14 protein-coding genes are annotated in these 18,730 nt (G+C 65.9%); 10 read left to right on the top strand and 4 right to left on the bottom strand.

The annotated features are described in order from the left end of the window. The first annotated feature begins 69 nt into the window (after positions 1–69). From tssM to CEY08_RS09550, 3 genes are read left to right on the top strand one after another with little or no spacing between them, the layout of a single operon-like run. Positions 70–3,774, top strand: a complete 3,705-nt coding sequence (gene tssM / locus CEY08_RS09560; RefSeq protein WP_076818144.1) for a type VI secretion system membrane subunit TssM — start codon at positions 70–72, stop codon at positions 3,772–3,774. Next, the gene (tagF, locus tag CEY08_RS09555) at positions 3,771–4,754 is read left to right on the top strand and encodes a type VI secretion system-associated protein TagF (protein WP_042795234.1); all 984 of its coding nucleotides are present in this window, start codon (positions 3,771–3,773) and stop codon (positions 4,752–4,754) included. Before tssM ends, tagF begins: the two co-directional genes overlap by 4 nt. 2 nt (positions 4,755–4,756) lie before the next feature. Next, complete coding sequence (locus CEY08_RS09550; protein ID WP_042795235.1) at positions 4,757–5,551, top strand: OmpA family protein; 795 nt, start codon at positions 4,757–4,759, stop codon at positions 5,549–5,551. A 49-nt stretch (positions 5,552–5,600) separates the two neighbouring features. Here the strand turns inward: CEY08_RS09550 and tssA are convergent, their stop codons facing one another. Then, positions 5,601–6,710 carry a type VI secretion system protein TssA gene (gene tssA / locus CEY08_RS09545; RefSeq protein WP_076818142.1) on the bottom strand — a complete coding sequence of 370 codons (1,110 nt, stop codon included), beginning with the start codon at positions 6,708–6,710 and terminating at the stop codon, positions 5,601–5,603. Positions 6,711–6,882: 172 nt separating this feature from the next. Here tssA and CEY08_RS09540 point away from each other — a divergent pair, with 172 nt between their 5' ends. From CEY08_RS09540 to CEY08_RS29940, 4 genes are all read left to right on the top strand, one after another. Then, positions 6,883–7,134, top strand: coding sequence for a hypothetical protein (locus tag CEY08_RS09540; protein WP_076817523.1), 252 nt, complete (start codon positions 6,883–6,885; stop codon positions 7,132–7,134). 36 nt (positions 7,135–7,170) lie between these two features. Next, on the top strand, positions 7,171–7,440 hold the full coding sequence (locus tag CEY08_RS09535; RefSeq protein WP_042795237.1) for a PAAR domain-containing protein: 270 nt from the start codon (positions 7,171–7,173) through the stop codon (positions 7,438–7,440). Between the two features lie 16 nt (positions 7,441–7,456). Next, positions 7,457–8,869: a tetratricopeptide repeat protein gene (locus CEY08_RS09530; protein WP_232033791.1), complete on the top strand. Its 1,413-nt coding sequence runs from the start codon at positions 7,457–7,459 to the stop codon at positions 8,867–8,869. A gap of 65 nt (positions 8,870–8,934) precedes the next feature. Further along, on the top strand, positions 8,935–9,099 hold the full coding sequence (locus CEY08_RS29940; protein WP_088607638.1) for a hypothetical protein: 165 nt from the start codon (positions 8,935–8,937) through the stop codon (positions 9,097–9,099). 12 nt (positions 9,100–9,111) lie between these two features. Here the strand turns inward: CEY08_RS29940 and CEY08_RS09520 are convergent, their stop codons facing one another. Continuing rightward, the gene (locus tag CEY08_RS09520) at positions 9,112–9,867 is read right to left on the bottom strand and encodes a 5'-methylthioadenosine/adenosylhomocysteine nucleosidase (RefSeq protein WP_076817520.1); all 756 of its coding nucleotides are present in this window, start codon (positions 9,865–9,867) and stop codon (positions 9,112–9,114) included. Positions 9,868–10,205: 338 nt separating this feature from the next. Here CEY08_RS09520 and CEY08_RS09515 point away from each other — a divergent pair, with 338 nt between their 5' ends. Together CEY08_RS09515 and CEY08_RS09510 are read left to right on the top strand one after the other, a co-directional pair. Beyond that, positions 10,206–11,246: a T6SS phospholipase effector Tle1-like catalytic domain-containing protein gene (locus tag CEY08_RS09515; protein WP_076817518.1), complete on the top strand. Its 1,041-nt coding sequence runs from the start codon at positions 10,206–10,208 to the stop codon at positions 11,244–11,246. A gap of 199 nt (positions 11,247–11,445) precedes the next feature. Continuing rightward, positions 11,446–13,212 carry a GGDEF domain-containing protein gene (locus tag CEY08_RS09510; RefSeq protein ID WP_076817515.1) on the top strand — a complete coding sequence of 589 codons (1,767 nt, stop codon included), beginning with the start codon at positions 11,446–11,448 and terminating at the stop codon, positions 13,210–13,212. A 13-nt stretch (positions 13,213–13,225) separates the two neighbouring features. On the opposite strand, the gene CEY08_RS09505 is transcribed toward CEY08_RS09510, so the two are convergent. Then, entirely contained in the window at positions 13,226–16,768 is a 3,543-nt protein-coding gene (locus CEY08_RS09505) for an indolepyruvate ferredoxin oxidoreductase family protein (RefSeq protein ID WP_076817513.1), read from the bottom strand. 102 nt (positions 16,769–16,870) lie between these two features. On the opposite strand from CEY08_RS09505, the gene CEY08_RS09500 reads away from it, so the two are divergent. Further along, positions 16,871–17,776, top strand: coding sequence for a LysR substrate-binding domain-containing protein (locus tag CEY08_RS09500; RefSeq protein WP_076817511.1), 906 nt, complete (start codon positions 16,871–16,873; stop codon positions 17,774–17,776). Positions 17,777–17,784: 8 nt separating this feature from the next. On the opposite strand, the gene CEY08_RS09495 is transcribed toward CEY08_RS09500, so the two are convergent. Beyond that, entirely contained in the window at positions 17,785–18,693 is a 909-nt protein-coding gene (locus CEY08_RS09495; RefSeq protein ID WP_042795242.1) for a LysR family transcriptional regulator, read from the bottom strand. Between the last annotated feature and the right edge of the window lie 37 nt (positions 18,694–18,730).

Genomic DNA, 18,730 nt, shown 5'->3' with positions numbered 1-18,730 from the left:
GGCACCTCCCGCGCCATCAGCGAAGGCCGACACTGGTCCTCGCGAGCGCTGGCCAACCCACGCACCTTCATGGCGCTCGGACTGCTGGCCCTGGTGGTGTTTCTTTTCCTGTTCGCCGACACCGTGGAAATCGGCCTGGTGTGGGCCGGCATCGCCCTGGGCGTTTGCGTGCTGCTGTGGCTGTGCGCCTACCTGTGGCGCCGGCGGCGCGCGCGCAATGCCAATAAAAACCTGGGCGACATGCTGGAACAGCAGGTCCAGACTGGCGCGGCCGCCAACCGCAACGACGTGGAAGCGCTGCGCTCGCGGCTGATCCAGGCGGTGCGCACGATCAAGACCTCGAAGATCGGCCAGACCTCCGGCAACGAGGCCTTGTACGAACTGCCCTGGTACATCGTCATCGGCAATCCCGCGGCGGGCAAGAGCAGCGCCGTGATCAATTCCGGCCTGCAGTTTCCCTTCGCGGACAAGAACGGCGCCGCCGTGCGCGGCGTAGGGGGCACGCGCAACTGCGATTGGTTCTTCACCACCGAAGGCATCCTGCTCGACACCGCGGGGCGCTACTCGGTGCACGAAGAGGACCGCAACGAATGGATGGGGTTCCTGGACCTGCTCAAGCGGCACCGTCCCAAGGCCCCTATCAACGGCATCATCGTAGCCGCGAGCATCGACGAGCTGACGGGCGCGGGCCCCGAGTTCGCGATCAACCTGGCCAAGAACCTGCGGCAGCGCGTGCAGGAACTGACCGATCGCCTGGAAGTGTTCGCGCCGGTCTACATCATCTTCACCAAGGCGGACCTGATCTCGGGCTTCAGCGAGTTCTTCTCCGACAGCGACCAGAGCGAGCGCGACCGCGTCTGGGGCGCGACCCTGCCCTACGGCGCCGAGGAAAACCGCGACGTGCTGGCGCTGTTCGACAGCCGCTTCGATGAGCTGTACGAAGGCCTGAAGGAAATGGGCACGGCGCAGATATCGCTGCGCAATAGCCGCGACCTGCCGCCTGGCCTGCTCACGTTCCCGCTGGAGTTCGCCGGCATCAAGCCCGCGCTGCGCACGTTCCTGTCGACGCTGTTCGAGACCAATCCGTTCCAGTACAAGCCGGTGTTCCGCGGCTTTTACTTCACCAGCGCGCTACAGGAAGGCGTCACGCAAAGTACCTCTACCGAACGCCTGGCTGAACGCTTCGAACTGCGGCCGGCATCACGCGCCCAATCGCGCAGCGTGACGTCCAACAACGGCTTCTTCCTGCGTGACCTGTTCTCCAGCGTGATCTTCGCGGACAAGAAGCTGGTTCGCCAACACGCCAGCCCCGCCAAGACCCGTATGCGCTACCTGGCCTTCTTCGGCCTGGTACTGGCGCTGGGCCTGGTGCTGGGCGGCTGGAGCTGGTCCTACCTGGGCAACCGCCAGTTGGCGCAGAACGTGCAGGCCGACCTGGACAAGGTGGTGCGCCTGCAAAGCGAACGTACCGATCTGCAAAGCCGGCTGGAAGCGATGGAAATCCTTCAGGACCGCATCGAGCAGCTGGACCGCTATTCCTCCAGCCGCCCGTGGTCGCTGGGGCTGGGCCTGTACCAGGGCGACGTGCTCAAGGAACGCCTGCTGGCCGAGTATTACAACGGCGCGCGCCAGTTCATGCTGGCACCGGTAAAGGCCAGCCTGGAGGATTTCCTGGCCAAGGTCGACACATCCGCCGCAGCGGCCAACGGCGCCGCGCCCCAACCCGCGCCGCAACAGGCCCGCCCCGCCCACGCTGGCGGCGGCGACACCCTGTTCCAGGATGCCTCGCCCACCAACGCGGACGACGCCTACAACGCGCTCAAGACGTACCTGATGATGGCGAATCACCAGCACGTCGACCCCACGCACCTGTCCGACCAGATCACGCGCTACTGGCGCGGCTGGCTGGAGACCAACCGGGGCGCCATGCCTCGCGACCAGTTGATCCGCAGCGCGGAACGCCTGATCTCGTTCTACGTCGCCCGGGCGCAGGACGAGGGCTGGCCGCAGATCGACACGAATCTTGCGCTGGTCGAAAAGACCCGCGGCAGCCTGCGCGCCGTGATGCAGGGCATGCCGGCGCGTGAACGCGCCTATGCCACGCTCAAAGCGCGCGCCGCCACCCGCTTCCAGGCCATGACGGTAGCGCGCATCGTGGGCGAGAACGACGCGGGCGTGGTCGCCGGCAGCTACGCCATCCCCGGCACGTTCACGCGTGAAGCCTGGGAGCAGTACATCCAGCCTGCCATCGGCGAGGCCGCCAAGAAGGAAGTGCAAACCAGCGACTGGGTGCTGGGCGTAAATGCGCGCGACGACCTGACGCTGGAAGGCAGCCCGGAGCAGATCCAGAAGAGCCTGGCGACGATGTACAAGACCGAGTACGCCGAGGAATGGCAGAAGTTCCTGCGCGGCGTGACGATCAAGCCCTTCACGAGCTTCGAACAATCGGTGGGCGCGATGAACCGCCTGGGCGATCCGCAGACTTCGCCCATCGCCAAGCTCATCAACACCACCTATGAGCAGACCTCGTGGGACAACCCGTCGCTGATCAACGCCGGGCTGCAACAGGCCCAAAGCGGCGTGGTCGGCTGGTTCAAGCGTGTCATCCTGCGCCAGACGCCGCCGTCCGCCGCGCCCGCCACCGCCGCCAATGGCGAAGCAATTCCGATGGGCCCGGTAGGACGTGAATTCTCTGACGTGGCGCGCCTGGTCGTCACCCGAGACAACCAGTCGCTGCTGGGCAATTACATGGGCGCGCTGTCGAAGATCCGCACCCGCTTCAACCTGCTGAACAACCAGGGCGATCCTGGCCCGGGCGCACTGACGCTGATGCGCCAGACGCTGGAGGGTAAGGACTCAGAACTGGCCGATGCGCTGAAACTGGTGGACGAGCAAATGCTGGCCGGCATGTCGGCGACGCAGCGCGAGACCCTGCGTCCGCTGCTGGTGCGCCCGCTGATCCAGGCCTATGCCGTCACCATGCAGCCGGCGGAGTCGGAACTGAACAAGGTCTGGAACGCACAGGTCTACCGGCCGTTCAACCAGACGCTGGCGGAGAAGTATCCGTTCACCAGCCGCGCCAGCGTGGAGGCCAGCAGCGACGAGATCGGCCAGGTGTTCGGCCCGCAAGGCAGCATTGCCAAGTACGTCAACGACACGCTGGGCCCGCTGACCGTGCGCCGCGGCGACATCCTCACGGCGCGCACGTGGGGCGACATGGGCGTGAGCCTGCAACCCACCTTCACCGCCAACTTCGCGCAATGGGTGGCGCCGCTCTCGGGCGGCGCGGCGGGCAGCGGCGCAACCAGCCAGCCGCAGACGCTGTTCCAGATCCAGCCCAAGCCCGCGGCCGGCGTGACGGAGTACACGATCGAGATCGACGGCCAACAGCTGCGCTACCGCAACACGCCTCCGCAGTGGGTCAATTTCGTGTGGCCCAATGCCCAGGGCGCCCCCGGCGCACGCATCACCGCCACTACTTTTGACGGCAGCGTGGTCGAGATCGTGAACGAGCCGGGCCGCTTCGGCCTGGAGCGCCTGATCTCCACTGCCCAGCGCACCGCCAATGCCGACGGCAGCTTCAACATGAGCTGGGGCAAATCCAACGTAACGGTGCCGGTGAAGCTGCGCATCATCAGCAACGCCCAGGCGCCCGGCGCCGGCGGCAGCGAGCCCGGCGGCAGCCAGGGCCTGCGCAACCTGCGCCTGCCCTCGTCCGTGATCGGCGCCTCTCCCGAATCCTCCGCCCAGACGCAACCCGGAGCGCCGCAATGAGCAACCCGCAGTCCCCCTTGTTCCGCACGGCCTACTTCGGCAAGATCCCCAGCCGCGGCGATTTCGTGAAGAACACTTCGCACCCGCAGTTGATGGCCACGCTGGACGCATGGGTGGCCACCACCATGGAGATGCTGGCGCAGGAACCTCATTGGAAGGCGCTGTACGACGAAGCCGAGCCCATGCCCTTCGCCATCCTGGGATCTCGCGGCAAGCTGGCCATCGCGGGGCACCTGCAGCCTAGCCAGGACCTGTCCGGCCGCCGGTACCCCTTCCTGTCCGCTACCTCGGTGGAAGTCCAGAAGCCACTGGCCTTCATCGCCCGCAGCCCCATCGCCTTCAGCCGCATGTGGAACCGCATGAGCGGCACCGCGGCCGTATTAATGCAAGACAGCGATCCCGCCGCCGCCCTGCAGACGCTCAACGAACTGGAAGGCGAGATCCGCACCGCGGCCGACGACGGCTTCGACGCCTTCGTCGACCTGCAGACGCTTGAGCGGCTGGAGGCGATGCTCCGCGGCAACGGCCACGCGGCGCGCGTGCACGACATCATCCTGGCGCTAGGCATCCTGCTGGAACCTGTGATGTCCAGCGGTTCCTCGCAGCTGGACAAGGGGTTGTCGCTGCCCCTGCCGGACGATCCGCTTTACATCAATCTGGTGGCCGCCTACTGGATGACACTGATTTCGCCCTTCCTGTCCCGTGCGGACTTCGAGATCACGATCTTCATCGGCCGCATTGCCGGCAAGCACCGGCTGGCCGTGGACTTCCGGGGCGCCTCGCCGCAGACGCTGGCCAGCCTGCTGTCCACGCCGCAGGCTTACGCTGAACAGCACATCGTGCTGGAGGACGCGCCCTGGGTTCGCAACCACGTGTCGGCCAGCCACGGCCTGGCCAAGCTTTCCAGCTACCTGGACCAGCCGCGCCTGTCCCTGCGCCTGGCGCTCGACACCTTTCTTGAAGTCTTTACCGGAGCCTGACCATGCGCCTTTCCTTTCTGCTCATGGCAGCGCTGTACGCCTGCGCCGCCACGGCTCAGGACGCGGCCACCGTGGTGCCCGCCAACGTCATCCCCCAGCCCGGCCAGGTCGTGGCCAGCGGCGCGGTGCCTGACGAAGCCACCAAGGCCAACGTGCTGGCCCGGCTGCAGCAGGTGTACGGCGTGGGCAATGTGATCGACCAGATCGACGTGGGCGGCGTGGTTGCGCCCCCAAACTGGTCTGAGCATGTCGGCAAGCTCATCGGCCAGCCGTTAAAACAAATCAACCGCGGCCAGCTGGAAATCGACGGCACGCAGATCCGCCTGCGCGGCGAAGTCCAGAACGAGGCTTCGCGCCAGCAGATCGCCAGCGCCTTCGCGACGTCGCTCAATCCCACCTACAAGATCGTCAACGGGCTGCGCGTATCCGCCAGCAAGGACGAACAGGGTCTGCTCGACCAGGTGCTGACCAATCGCGTGGTGGAATTCGAGACCGGCAGCGCCACGCTGACCGCGCGCGGCCGCGAGCTGCTGGACAAGGTGGCGGACGTGGTGCCCAAGCTGCACAGTGACAAAGTGCAGATCATCGGCCACACCGACAGCTCCGGCAGCCGTAGCACCAATCTGGCGCTGAGCCAGGCACGTGCCGATGCGGTCCGTGCCTACCTGGTGGACAAAGGCCTGCCGCCCGCCCGCTTCGAAACGCTGGGGGCCGGACCTGACCAGCCCGTCGCCACCAACGCCACCGCGGAAGGCCGGGCGAAGAACCGCCGAATCGAGTTCCGGGCCAGCCGCTAGCCGCCGGGCCGGCCCGCAGAGGCCGGCTCACGCATGCCCACGACCATGTTCAGCCGTTGTGATCCGGCGGTTTGGGCACGCCTAGCAGCTCTTCCAGGCCGGATAGCGCATCGTCGTTCTTGAGGACGGTGCGCAACCACAGGTGCAGCGACATCTCGCCCCAGCTGGCGGCTTTGTCGGCCAAATAGGCCACCGGGCTGTGAGGCTCGGTGCGGCGGAAGAACTCCGCCACTTCGCGCAACTGCGCCAGCGCCTGGTCGCGCGTTTGCAGCGGGCCGCGCGCGGCTGCGGGCGCGGCGGGGACGGGATCGGCTGCGGACAAGGTCGGCTCCATCCGGGTCGCTGCGGACGCAGCGGTGGGTGCGGCAGGCGCCGCGGCGGCGGCGCTATCCGCGCGCACCAGCAATCCAGCGTCGCGGGCGAAGCGGCGCGCCAGCTCGGTTACGTCCTTCAATGCCTCTCGCACCGGCGAGAAGGCGGGGCCTTCGTCGCCCAGCCGCGCCGCCAGGGTCTGTTCAAGCGTGTCCACCGCGGTGAAGCAGCTTTGCAGATTGCTTTCCAGTTCCGAATAAAAGGCCGGCGGCGTGTCGCGGCGCGCAGCATCGAACTGGTCCAGCGTAAGCTTGCCGCGGGTGATCTCGGCTGCGTTCTGCGGCGCGCGCTTGACCGCGTTGGCCAGCTGCGAGGCGCTCTCCCACAGGGCCGCTCCATAGCGTCCGCCCTCGGACTGCGTCAATGGCAATTCACGGATCAGTTGTTGCGACCGCGCCAGCAGCCACGCCAGGTTGCCCACGCGCTGCTGCACATCGCCCTCGTCCGGCACCGGATGCAAGCCGTCCCAGTAATGGCGGCACAGCCCATCCACCAGCAAGTAGCCGTCTCGCAAGCCGGCAAATCCGCGCGTCTTGGCCCAGGCCTCGGCCAGCCAGGCGGCGACACGCACGTCCTTGCTTTGTTCGCGCAGCACGGTCGTGCAGATGCGGATGACCTCGGGCCAATCGGCCTCCTTGATGTCGATGACCCAGTCGCCCTGGTCCAGGTTGGGGTCATCATGGCGGCGGGCTTCGCGTATGGCATCGAACTCGGCGGAAAACACCATGTCGACGCCGCAGGGCGCTTCGCCCTCAATGGGCTGCAGCAGTGTGTCGATATCGCTCATATAGGTCTTGTCGGATGGCTGGATCTCGGCCACCGGGCCTGCGGCGGGTGGCGAGAAGAGGACCGATCCTCCCATATCTGTAACGACGTTGCGTTTGAAGATGACACGTCCTATTACAAAACGCATCACGGACCATGGATATCATGCGGGTTCTCCACGACGAGGAACCACGATGGACAAGTCATTCCACATGATGCCCGACGGCCACTTCATCAATGGCAAGCCACGCCGCTGCCCGGATGGCACCTATGTGGGCGACGGCGGTCCCATCACGCGCGCGCCCGACGGCACATACGTGGCCGGCAAGCCGCAGCGCGCGCCTGACGGCCGTTACCTCGGCGGAGATGGTCCGGTCCGCATGGCGCCCGACGGCACGTTCGTCGTCGGCACGCCGCGGCAGGCTCCGGATGGCACCTATCTGTAAGCACACATAACCAATCTGACAAAGCAACAGGCAGCCATGGCGCAGCTATCGGTGATACGCAAGGGCGATCGCACCTCGCATGGCGGGGTGGTCGTCACGGGCGACGAAACAGTCATGATCTTCGGCCAGCCCATGGCCCGCCTGGGTGATCGCGTAACCTGCCCCAAGTGCAGCGGCACCCACACCATCGTCGAAGGAGCGGCCGCCGTCAGTTCGGACCGGCGCACCGCGCTGGAAGGCATGAAGACCTCCTGCGGCGCGACACTGATTGCCAGTCAACAGTTCTACCGCTTGGAACAGGGCTAAGGCGCGGATTGCGCGCATGATGTACACGCCATCCAGGCTCTACCCCTTGTTGTTGTCGGGCGCCCTCGCGCTCGCCCCCATCGCCCTGCCGGCGCAAGCCGCCGATGGCGCCGCGACCCGGAAGGCCTCCTCCCGCAGCACGCCCGCGGCACCGCCACGGGACATGCCCCAGTATGGCAAGGGCGAGCATGGGCGCTATCTGGTCCTCAGGCTGGAAAACAGCCGGGGCGCCGCGGTGGCTCCGGGCACGCCCTACCGGCTGTTCCTGACCGCGAAGGGCCAGTCCATCGAGAACACACCCAGCCAGGACGGCATACTGGAGGGCGTCACCGACGCGCTGGGGCGCAGCGCCTGGGTCTGGACCCGCGAGGCGCACCCCGCGGAAGATTTCACCCTGGTCCGGATGATCGGCGACGGTGCTTGGGGCCATTTCTTCCAACTGCAATCGGGCTCGGGCAGCAAGCCGCTGGCGGGTTGGCCTTACATCACGACCATGCATGTACGCTGGGGCGAGCAATGGGTGGATCTGGGCTACAGCACCGCCCAGGGCAATACTGCCTACTTCAGCCACGACCGGCCCGCTGCAGCCTTGTCGATAGCAGTCGAGGCCGAGGCGGCGCAGGACCGCCGCTGTTTCGACGAACTGGACGCCATCAACCGCAAGTTCAGCCAGAACGATGACGAAGGCGCCCTGCAGTTGGTGGACGCGACAGGCTGCGGCACGCGGCCGCAACAACAACTGGATATGGCCAACCTGCTGCTGATGGCCGGCCATGCCGACCTGGCGCGGCAATGGCTGGAACGCGCCCGCTCGGCGTCCGAACCGGGCAAGCCCCTGGATCAGGATGTGCTGCGCTCGCGCTACAAGCTGGAACGCTTACTGGGCATGCCCGAGCTGGCGCTTGAGGATGCCCTGGAGTTGCAGCGCCAGCACGCCGAAGTGCCGCTGCCGGACGCGCCCGACTGGACCAACGACATCGCGTACTACCTGGCGGACTTTCCGGATCATCTGGCCGAAGCCGAAGCCCAGGCGCGCAAGTCTATCGAAACCGCCGGCCCCCTTCCGTACAACCAGGGAACCCTGGGCTGGATCCTGACGCTCAGGGGCGACATCGACGGCGGGCTGGAACTGCTGAAGCGATCCTACCGTGAGATTCCTCGCGATGAGGAAATCGTGGCGGATTATGGCCTGGCGCTGTGGCGCCATGGCCAGCCCGCGATGGCCGCGCGGCTCTGGGACCAGGCGGAGATGCAATGCGTATGGGGCGGACGCATGCACGACGCACTACAGGAAGCCGGCCATCCCCACCCCTACTTCCAGGCTGCGAATTCCCCCGCGGTGCAGGCCTATCAGCACCGCTGTGCCGCCCCGCAAACCAAGCGCAAGACCAAAGCCGGCGAACAGCATGGCGCCGGCGCCCGGGCGTAAAATAGGCGCGATAGACAAGCCGCGCGCGCCGCTACCCAGACCGGGAAGACGCGCAGGAGACCATCATGAAATCCGCCCTGATCCGCCTGTTTTCCCTTTTGGCCACGGCCCTCGTCGTGGCTGGCTGCGCGCCGGGCAAAGGCGGTCCGCCCCACCCCGGCGCGGTCAATCCGTATAGCAGCGGCGGGTTCAGCGACGCTGGCCCCAACTATCCCGACACCGGCCCCTGAGGGCAACAGCCCTCAGGCCGCGCGCAATGCCCCCGATTTCAGTAGCGGGGCCAGGATTCCGGCGGTGTAGACGCGTGCCAGATTCATCAGAAAATCGGTGAAATCCGCCTTGGCGGCATGGTCGGCCTGGTCCGAAATCACTCGGAGCACCGCATAAGGCACGCCGAATTCATAGCAGACCTGTGCCATCGCACCGCCTTCCATTTCCAGGCAAAGCGCTTCGGGCAGACGCTGGCGCAGTTGATGCGCGTAGTCATTGCTGTTGACGAAGACGTCGCCAGTGGCGATGAGCCCGTGATGCACACGTGGCGGCTGCAAGCCCGCGGCGTCGGGCAGCCCGGCATGGGTGCGCGCAAACTGCCTGGCGCTCTCCAGCAGGCTTGCGCTCAAAACCGGGTCAGCCTCGAAACGCTCGCGCCCCAGCAAGGGGATCTCGTGCTGCTCGAACAACGGCCGTGCATCCATGTCGTGCTGCATCAACGCAGTGGCGACAACCACGTCGCCCACTGCCACATCCTCATGCAGGCCGCCCGCCAGTCCCGTGAAGATCACGCGCGTGGCCTTGAACTCGTGGATCACGATGGACGCGGTGGCCGCCGCGGCCACTTTGCCAATCCGGCTCAGCGCGATCACGCAGGGGGTGCCCCACAGGGTGCCAACGTGAAAATCGCGCATCGCGATGCGGTGGATGGTGGCGCCCGGATCCATCGCCGCGAGCAGGTCGGCGATCTCTTCGTGCAAGGCGCCCAAAATGGCTAAACGTCCCATGGTTTTCTTCTCGGTTCATGCGCGGCGGGAAGCCGCCAAGCCCGCAACATACCCCAAGCCCGGCGCGGCCGCCAACGCAAGGCGCGGCGCCCGGCGGCAAAGTTCGGATTGCGACTTTTGATGTAGTGAGATTTTCCTCGTGCGTGTGTGCCTCCCGGCAAATCGCCCACTTGCGTCGGATTGCCACCAATTAGCTAGTCACAAATACGGTGTACGTCCAATCAGCAGGGAAACCACGCACCCGGCGCGCACCGCCCGCCGTGCTAGCGTACGTCGCGCAGGACGCGAGCCATGCCAACAAGCGGATTCATCGCAGACCCAATCTGTGGAGAACGATCATGGTGAAGAATCTAGCCGTATTCTTCGACGGGACCTGGAACGAACCGAACGACCGCACCAACGTCTACGAACTCTACAAGGCGGCGCCCGAGACCTCCACGCAGGAAACGTTCTACATCGAAGGCGTGGGCACCCAGGGCCAGGGCCTGTGGGCGGCGATCGACAAGTTCGCCGGCGGCGCCTTCGGCGCCGGGCTGTCGGCCAACATCCGCACCGGCTATCGTTGGCTTTGCCAGCGCCACGAACCGCGGGACCGCATTTTCCTGTTCGGCTTCAGCCGTGGCGCCTACTCGGCGCGCAGCCTGGCCGGCATGGTCCGCAAGTGTGGCCTGCTCAATAATCCCTCCGACAACAATGTGGCCGAAGCCTATGCGCTTTATCGCGACGACTGCATTCCCTCGTCGCTGGAGGCCACGGCTTTCCGAACCAATTTCTCGCGCGAGACCGATGTGCATTTCGTTGGCGTGTGGGACACGGTAGGCAGCCTGGGCATACCGGTGGGCGGCATACCCTTCCCCGGCTTTTCCAAGTTCTACAACTTCCACGACACCGAACTCAGCAACCACGTGCATCACGCTTATCACGCCATTGCCACCAATGAATTCCGCGAGCCTTACTTTCCAACCTTGTGGACGCGCCAGGCCAATTCCGAGCCGCGTCCCACCGACCGCCCCGTCGAGCAGCGCTGGTTCATCGGCGCGCACTCCGATGTCGGCGGCGGCTATCGCGACGGCAGCCTGCAAACGCTGCCGGCAGCGTGGCTGCAGGACAAGGCGCGGCAAGCAGGATTGGAAGCCGGATTGGCGCAGCGCATCGCCACGGACTACGAACAATGCGAGCCGCATGATTCCTACCGGGAGTTCACCGACAAGGTGTTGATCCATGTAAGGAAGCGGCCAAGGCTATGGGACGGCGGGACCGTGCTCAACCTGACGGTGGACGAGCGTTTGCTCAAGCGGTTCGGACGCAGCCAGGAATTCCTGAAGGAGTATCCGGATTTCAAGGACGCGCTGGAGAAACTGCCCATCGCCTCGCCCTGAACCACGGAGTCGCGCAAGGGTTCGGAATGACGTGAAAACGCGCGAAATAGAGTGATGTAATGCGCTTAAAAATGAGACTTTGCGACTTAATGCGATACAAACCTTGAGCGGTCAAACAGTCGCCGGAAAACACTGCAGTCCGAGGTCCATTTCAAGTAAACTCCGGCCACCAGTCATTGTTCCGAGCCGATGTTTTCGCATGTTCCGCAATGTCTTTGCTCTCAAATCCCTTGAAAGGTATTTCCTGACACTGGCAGCCGGCGTGGCGCTGCCAGTCTCCATGCTGACCGTGATCGTGGTGCAGCAGAACTGGCGGTCGCTTACCGCCACCGACGACGCCATGCGCGGGTTCGTTGTCGTTCGCACGACCCTGATGACCATGGAGGCCGTGTCAGCCGAGCGCGGCCCCATGAACGCGGCGCTGGGCTCCGACCTGCCCGTTCCCGAGAACATCCTGCACTTGCTGGACGAAGCCCGCCAGCGCACCAACGCGCAGATGGCCGATCTGCTCGCCTTGTACCGCGCGCCCCTCAATCCCAACGGCGCCCGCGAATTCACCAACATCCAACGGATCCGGCAGTCCCTGCTCGACGCCCGCGCCAGCGCCGACAATGCCATCGCCGCGCCGCGCGCAAACGTCTCCGGCCACAACCTGTGGACAGTGGTCGGAGACATGGTCGCGCTGGTGCCCGAGCTGCGCGCGGCGATGTCCGACGGGATAGGCCTGGTGGCACGAAACCAGGGCGAAGACTTCGACCTGCTTTCATTGGCGCTGCTTGCCGGAGAGTTGCGCGAACAGGCGGGACTGGTGGGCTCCACATTTGCGCCGGCCTTGAGCAAACGCCGCACCCTCACCACCAGCGACCAACTGAGAATCGAACGCGTGATCGGCCGCATCGACGAGCTGCGCGCCCTGATCGAGGCCAATATCGCGAGCATGCCGCAACATGCCGCGTCGCCTGCCTACCGTGAACTGCAGCAGCGGTACTTCGGCGCCGGCATGAATTACCTCGACAGCGTGCGAGCCATTGCCGAACGCGCTCCGGAAGACTCTCTGGTGTCGATGTACGAGCTGGGCGCGAACTACGTCCCGCAGATGAAGTCCATCGTCCAGTTCCGCGATCTCATGCTCGACGCCGTGGAACAGCGCATCGGAGAAAACCGCAAGGCGGCGATCCGCGTCCTGCTGACGACGCTGGCGGCCGCAGCGATGCTCACCGCCGCGCTGGTGCTCGGCCTGGCCATGTTCCGCAAGCGCGTCATCCGTCCTTTCGTCAGGGCCACGAACATCATCGGCGCGATCGCGCGGGGCGGCGAAATTCCGCCCATCCCCGCCGACCAATACCGGGGCGAAGTGAACAGCATGTTCAAGGCATTGAATGTGCTCAACGAGAATGCCACCGCGGTGCGCAAGCTGGAACTCGAACGAGACCGACTGATCCAGGATCTCGCCATCATGGCCGAAACGGATTTTCTCACCGGCCTATTGAACCGGCGCGCCTTCGAAAAGCGCCTGGAGGCCGCGTTGGGCGATGTGCGCCACAGCGACGGCGAAGGCTTGGCCTTCATCCTGTTCGACATCGACCACTTCAAGTCCATCAATGACACGCACGGCCATGCCACCGGCGACGAAGCGCTCAGGACCGTGGCCGACCTTTGTCGCAAGACCTTCCGCGAATCCGACGTGGTTGCGCGTGTGGGCGGCGAAGAGTTCGCGGTCCTGTGCCGCAGCCGCAGCCCTGCCCGCGTCTACGACGTTGCAGAACGCATGCGGATCAACATTTCGAACACGCAGATCAACGCTGGCAACGGCGCGCGCTTTGGCATGACCGCAAGCTTCGGCGTCGCCCATGCCCGGGGCGGCGACGCGGCAGCCTTGGATAGCCTGTCGCGCCGCGCGGATGAGCTGCTGTACAAGGCAAAGCTGAACGGCCGCAACTGCGTGCTGCTGGAACATATGGCGTAAAGCGCCGGCCGTCTCAGGCCGCCAGCGTTTCCCGACGTAGCCCACGGTAGCGCTCCCACAGCGCGGCTTCCTGCCCGCGCGCCCGTTCAACGCTTTTCTCCTTGACGTGGCCGTAACCTCGGATAGCCTCCGGCAACGCGGCAAGTTCCAGGGCCGCGCCGCGGTTGCTCTCGTCCAGGGTGCGCGAGAATTCCTCCGCCAACGCCAGGTAATCGGCCGCCAGTTGTCGCTCCATGCGGCGCTCGGCCGTTTTACCGAACACGTCCAGCCACGTCCCCCGCCACCGCTTCATAGGGGCAAGCGCGCGGAATGCCAGCGCCATCCAGGGACCGTACACGCGCTTTTGCAGCCGCCCGCGCGCATCGCGGCGCGCAAGCGCGGGTGGCGCCAGGTGGTAGCGCAGGCGGTAGTCGCGGCCGGGTTCACCTTCGAACTGTTCGCGCAGCCGAGCCTTGAACGCCGGGTCCACGTACAGCCGCGCCACCTCGTACTCATCCTTGTAGGTCATGAGCTTGGCAAGATTGCGCGCGACCGACAGCGTCACCTCGAAACGTTGCGGGTCCGCCAGCAAGGCTTCCCTGGCGCGCACCGCCGCGACGGCCTTCATGTAGCGCGCGGCGTACGCCTCATCCTGATAGGCGCGCACGTGTTGTGCCAGCCGCTCGATCTGGCCGTCCAGGGATTCTGGCATCGCCAGGACCTGAGCCCGCGGCGCGGGCTTGAGCGCATCCGCGCCGTGATACGCGGCCTGCCGGCCCAGTTCAAAAGCTGCCAGATTTTTTTCCACCGATACGCCGTTCAGTTCGATGGCGCGCCGCAGGCTGTCCAGCGACAGCGGCAATCCGCCTTGCTGCCAGGCATAACCCAGCAGCAAGGGATTGGCATAGATGGTGTCGCCAAGCAAGGCCTCGGCCAGCGGACCGGCATCGATGAAATCGCAATGGCCGCCGGTGCTGCGCGCCAACGCGGCTTCCGCCTGCGCGCCCGGAAAACGCCAGCTGGGCTGCGACAGAAAGGCCGCCGTGGGCGCGGCGCTGCTGTTCACCACCGCGCGGCCGTGGTCCGGACGCAGGCGCGACAGCACCTCTGGCGACGCCGAGACCAGCGCATCGCAGCCTATGACCAGATCCGCCTCTCCCAGCGCCACACGCGTGGCATGCAGGTCTTCGGGACGGCTGGCCAATTGCACGTGGCTGAGCACGGCGCCGCCTTTCTGCGCCAGACCCGCCATGTCCAGCACCGTCACGCCCTTGCCTTCCAGGTGCGCTGCCGCCCCCAGCAACGCGCCTATGGTCACGACGCCGGTGCCGCCCACGCCCGCGATCACCACGCGATAGGCGGCGCGGTGGCCGATTGCGGCCAAGACCGGTTGCGGCGGCTCCAGCAACACGGGCGTGTTCCTGTCCGCGGCCGGTTTGCGCAGGGTCGCGCCTTCCGCCGTGACGAAGCTGGGGCAAAAGCCCTCCACGCAGGAGAAATCCTTGTTGCAGGAAGATTGGTTGATGCGCCGCTTGGTACCGAGCGGCGTGTCCAGCGGCTCAACGGACAGGCAATTGGATTGCACCGAACAGTCGCCGCAGCCTTCGCAGACCGCCTCATTGATGACCGCGCGGCGCGGCGGGTCGGGATATTCCCCACGCTTGCGGCGCCGGCGCTTCTCGGTGGCGCAGGTCTGGTCATAAATCAGCACCGTGGTGCCTTCGATGTCCCGCAGCGCGCGCTGCACGTCGTCGAGCGCCTTGCGGTGATGCACCTCCACATCTTTCGGCAACGCCGCGCCGCCGGCGTACTTCTCCGGCTCGTCGGTCACCACCACGGTCTTGCGCACGCCTTCGGCCTGCATCTGCGCGGCGATCTGCGGCACCGTCAGCACGCCGTCCACCGGCTGCCCGCCCGTCATCGCCACGGCGTCGTTGTAGAGGATCTTGTAGGTGATGCTGGCACGCGCCGCCACCGCGGCACGGATCGCCAACAGTCCCGAATGGAAATAGGTGCCGTCGCCCAGGTTGGCAAAAATATGGCGTTCGGACGTGAAATCCTTCTGGCCCAACCATGCGACGCCCTCGCCGCCCATCTGGCTGAACGTGTCGGTCTTGCGATCCATCCACATCGCCATGTAATGGCAGCCTATGCCGGCCACGGCACGCGAGCCCTCCGGCACGCGGGTGGAGGTATTGTGCGGGCAGCCCGAGCAGAACCAGGGTTTGCGTTCTTCCACCAGCATGGGGCGCGCGGCCTCGCGTTCTTTGGCGGCGATGACGGCGAGCCTCGCCGCGATCCTCGCCCGCAACGCCTCCGACAGGTCCGCCTTCTCCAGACGCGCGGCGATGGCGCGCGCGATCACGGCCGGCGACAGCTCATGGCGCGCAGGCAACAGCCAGGCGCCGCGCGGTGTGGACCACTCCCCGCCGCCGTGCTCGCGCTCGTCGAACTTGCCGTAGACGCGGGGCCGCACATCGTCGCGCCAGTTGTAGAGCTCTTCCTTCAGCGCATACTCCAGGATCTGTCGCTTTTCCTCCACGACCAGGATCTCTTTCAGCCCGGTGGCGAACTCGCGTGCATCCTGCGCATCCAGTGGCCAGATGCAGCCCACCTTCAACACGCGAATGCCGGCCTCGCTACAGGCTGCCTCGTCCAGGCCCAGGTCATTCAGTGCCTGTCGCACGTCCAGATAGGCCTTGCCGGCGGTCATGATGCCAAAGTGCGCCCGCGGCGAATCCAGCACCACGCGGTTCAGCTTGTTGGCGCGCACATAGGCCAGCGCCGCATACCACTTGTGGTCCAGCAGCCGTGCCTCCTGGGCCAGGGGCGTATCAGGCCAGCGGATATTCAAACCGCCCTCCGGCAGGGCATCCTGGGGCAGCACCACCTGCACCCGATCGGGGTCCACCTCCACCGATGCGCTGGACTCGACCACGTCTGTCACGCATTTCATTGCCACCCAAAGCCCGGTATAGCGGCTCATGGCCCAGCCGTGCAGGCCATAGTCCAGGTACTCCTGCACGTTGGAGGGGTACAGCACGGGGATGCCGCTGGCAATCAGCACATGCTCCGACTGGTGCGCCACCGACGAAGATTTGGCGGCGTGGTCGTCGCCCGCAAGCATCAGCACTCCGCCATGCGCGGAACTGCCGGCGGAATTGGCGTGCTTGAGCACGTCCACCGACCTGTCCACGCCCGGGCCCTTGCCGTACCACATACCGAACACGCCATCGCGCGCCGCGCCCGGAAACAGGTTGAGCTGCTGCGAGCCCCAGACTGCGGTGGCGGCCAGGTCCTCGTTCACGCCCGGCTGGAACACGACGTCGTTCGCCTGCAGGTGGCGCTTGGCCTTCCATAGCGCCTGGTCCAGCCCGCCCAGCGGAGAACCGCGATAGCCCGAGATATAGCCGCCCGTATTCAAGCCGGCCTGCATGTCGCGCTGCTTTTGCAGGAGCGGCAGCCGCACCAGGGCCTGGGTGCCGCTCAGATAGATGCGCCCGTGGGTACGGGTGTACTTGTCGTCCAGCGACAGGCCATGGGTATCGGCTGCGCCTGCGGGGTGTGGGGCGTTCACGCTTGTCTCCTGCGGTCCGGGTTTTGGTGTTTTGCCGCAGTGTAGGAAGCCCGCCCGTTATCGTATATTCATATATTCAGGTATCAGGTATGTGCTAATCAGATGGCTAACGACGTCACCTTGCGCCAGTTGCGGTACTTCGCAGCAGCCGCCCGTACCGGGCGGTTTTCCATGGCCGCCGCGGACGAGCACGTCTCGCAATCCGCCGTCACCAACGCGGTCCTCGCGCTGGAAGCGCAGTTGGGCGTGCGCCTTTTCGACCGCCACCCGCACGGCGTCACCCTGACTCCCGAAGGACACAACTTCCACCAGCGCGCGCGCGAAGTGCTCGACTCCCTGGACGACGCCCTGCGCGAGCCCGGCTTCCAGCGCTACGCGCTGCGCGGCGCCGTGCGCATCGCGGCGTCCTACACCGTCCTGGGCTACTTCCTGCCCGACCTGCTGGCGCGCTTCAGGCGGCGCTATCCCGACGTGGAGCTGGACCTCGTCGACCTGGACCGGCCCGACATCGAAGCCGCCGTGGCCCGCGGCGAGGTGGAACTTGGTGTAGCGCTGCTCTCCAACGTAGAACGGCGCGAACGTTTCGGACACCAGGTGCTGGTGCGGTCGCGGCGGCAACTATGGACCGCGTCCGGCCACCCGCTGGCGCAAGCGTCGGCCCCGTCGCTGGCCGACATCGCCGGCCATCCCTACATCCTGCTTGAAATGGACGAAGGAGAACGTTCCGCGCTCGCCTATTGGCACGCCCATGGCTTGCAGCCCGACATCGCCTTCCGCACGCGTTCGATGGAGGCCTTGCGTGGCTTGGTCGCGCATGGCTTCGGCGTCACGATGCTGTCGGACATGGTTTACCGCCCCTGGTCGCTGGAAGGCCGCAAGATCGAAGCCGTGCCCATTACCGACGCCGTTCCGCCCATGGAAGCCGGCCTGCTATGGCATCCGCAGGCACGCCTGGCCAAGCCCGCCGAGGCCTTCCGCCAATTCATGATCTACGCCTGCGGAGTTTGACGCCGCCGCTATACCAGGATCGCGCCCTTGCGACGCGTGAACTGGGACAACGACCGCAGGGCCAATTCATGCATTGCGGCCACTGAGGGCAGCAGCGTTTCTTCCTTGCGGGTTAACACGCCGACGATGCGTTCCACGGTGGGTTCTGCCAGCGGAACAAAGGCCAGCCCGCTGGCTGCCGTGGGCCGCGCCAGCACCGGCAGCACAGTCACGCCTAGCCCGCTGACCACGCTGGCCAAGAGCGACGCGCGGTTGGACACCACCATGAAAGGGTCCTCGATGGCGGCGCCCAACCGCCGGTTCTTCAACGTGTCGAAGGTGGCGTTGCCTATCAGGCGTTCTCCTTCCAGCGCCGACCAGGGCACGGGCCCTCGTCGCCGCGCCAACGGATGACTCTTGCGGCATACCAGTCCAAAAGCGTCGCGCGCCACCGGCGCGAAGGCCACCTCCGCCGTGCGCGGCACTTGTCCCGCCACGCCCACCTGTACCTCGCCGCTCAGCACCAGTCGATGCACATCCTGCGACGATTCATCAATGGCCCGGATGCGGATCGCCGGGTGGCTGCGCGCATAGCGCTCCAGCAGGCGTGGCAGCCATTCGTCGGCCAGCGAGGGCATCACCGCCAGCGACACCGGCCCCTGGCTGCCCAGGCCAAACTGGCGCGCCGCATCCAGCACGCGGTCATGGGTGGCAAGCAGTTCCCGGAAAAGCGGCGCCACGGCGATACCCAGGGGCGTGAGCTGCGCGCGCTTGCCGGGCTCGAACAGCGGCGCGCCCAACTGCTGCTCCAGGTCCTGCATGGCCGCCGATACGGCCGCCTGGGAGCGGAACGTACCTTCGGCCGCGAGGCGGAAGCTGCCGTTGTCGGCCGCCAGCAGGAACTGGCGCAGGTGCTGGATCTTCAAAGGTGGCGGCATCGGGAAGGGCGGCTATTAATTCGGATTTTCCGAAATT

Origin of the sequence: Achromobacter insolitus (assembly GCF_002209555.1) — a bacterium.
In the GTDB taxonomy this organism is placed as follows: Bacteria; Pseudomonadota; Gammaproteobacteria; order Burkholderiales; family Burkholderiaceae_B; genus Achromobacter; species Achromobacter insolitus.
This window is presented reverse-complemented; position numbering and strand designations above follow the sequence as displayed.